The organism is Phytohalomonas tamaricis (assembly GCF_003012345.1).
Taxonomy (GTDB): domain Bacteria; phylum Pseudomonadota; class Gammaproteobacteria; order Pseudomonadales; family Halomonadaceae; genus Phytohalomonas; species Phytohalomonas tamaricis.
The window spans coordinates 1-1275 of the sequence record NZ_PVRV01000014.1; the positions used below are offsets into that span (position 1 = coordinate 1).

The 1275-nt window shown below is 62.9% G+C and carries 1 protein-coding gene; it reads right to left on the reverse strand.

Annotated features, from left to right (window positions below):
• A partial coding sequence (locus tag C3Z11_RS00660) for a TRAP transporter large permease (RefSeq protein WP_106475607.1) occupies positions 1–1178 on the reverse strand: 1178 nt, incomplete at its 3' end.
• Positions 1179–1275: the final 97 nt, after the last annotated feature.

Here is a 1275-nt window from a genome sequence, read left to right on the forward strand (position 1 = left end):
TGCGGTGCAGTGGCCTTGATTACGAACACGTTCATGCCCACCGGGGGCGTGATCAGCCCGAGCTCGACGGTCAGCACGGTAATGATGCCGAACCACACCGGATCGATGCCGATGGAGGTGATGATCGGATAGACCACCGGGACGGTGATCAACAGCATTGCGATGGCGTCCATGAAGCAGCCGAGCACGAAGTACAGCAGGAGCATGCACAGCAGCACGCCGAGGTTTGACAGCCCCAGTCCGCTGACATACTCGGTGATGGTGAACGAGATGCGTGAGGCGGAGATGAAATAGCCCAGCGTCTCGGCACCCACCAGCATGAAGAACACGATGGCCGACAGCGCCAGCGTTTCCTGGGTGGCGTCCCATAGCCCACGGCCGCGCATGCCCTTGGCCAGGGCATAGAGCAGGGTAGCGAAGGCGCCGATCGAAGCGCCTTCGGTGGGCGTGAACAGCCCGCCGTAGATGCCGAACACGATCAGCACGAACACGCCGCCGAACGGTGCAAGGCCGGTTATGGCCTGCAGCTTCTGCTTGAGGGTAGTCGGCTCTGAAGGTGCGGCCACGTCCGGCTTGAGCTTGACCACGATCGACACGGTGATGATGTAGAACACCAGCCCCATCAGCCCCGGGATCAGTCCGGCGGCGAACATGTCACCCACCGACTGCTCGGTGAGAATGGCGTAGAGCAGCAGGGCAATCGAGGGCGGAATCATGATGCCCAGCGTGCCGCCGGCGGCCAGCGCACCGGTAGCCAGCGTGGGGGCATAGCCGCCGCGCTCCATCTCCGGCAGGGCGACGCGGCTCATGGTGCTGGCGGTGGCCAGTGACGACCCCGAGATGGCCGAGAACACGCCGCAGGAGCTGACCGCGGCAATCGCCATACCGCCGCGCCAGCCGCCGAACATCTTGCGCGAGGCATCGAACAGGCTACCCGCCATACCCGAATGCGAAGCCAGCACGCCCATGAAGATGAACATCGGAATGGCGCTGAAGTCGTAGTTGGTCAAGACATCGAGCGGCACCGATTTGGCCATGGCAAAAGCGGCGTCGAAGCTGATGACATTGGCAAAGCCGAAGAAGCCGACCAGCAGCATGCACAGCGCCACCGGCACGCGCAAGGCCAGCAGTACCAGTAACAGCCCCATGCCGACGAAGCCGATCATTTCAGGCGTCATGGGACACTCCCTGAATCAGGCCCTGCAGGCCGTGGATGGCGCTGCGCAAGGCAAAAAGAATAAACAGCGCCACCGCCACGTAATAGAGCGGGGCCTT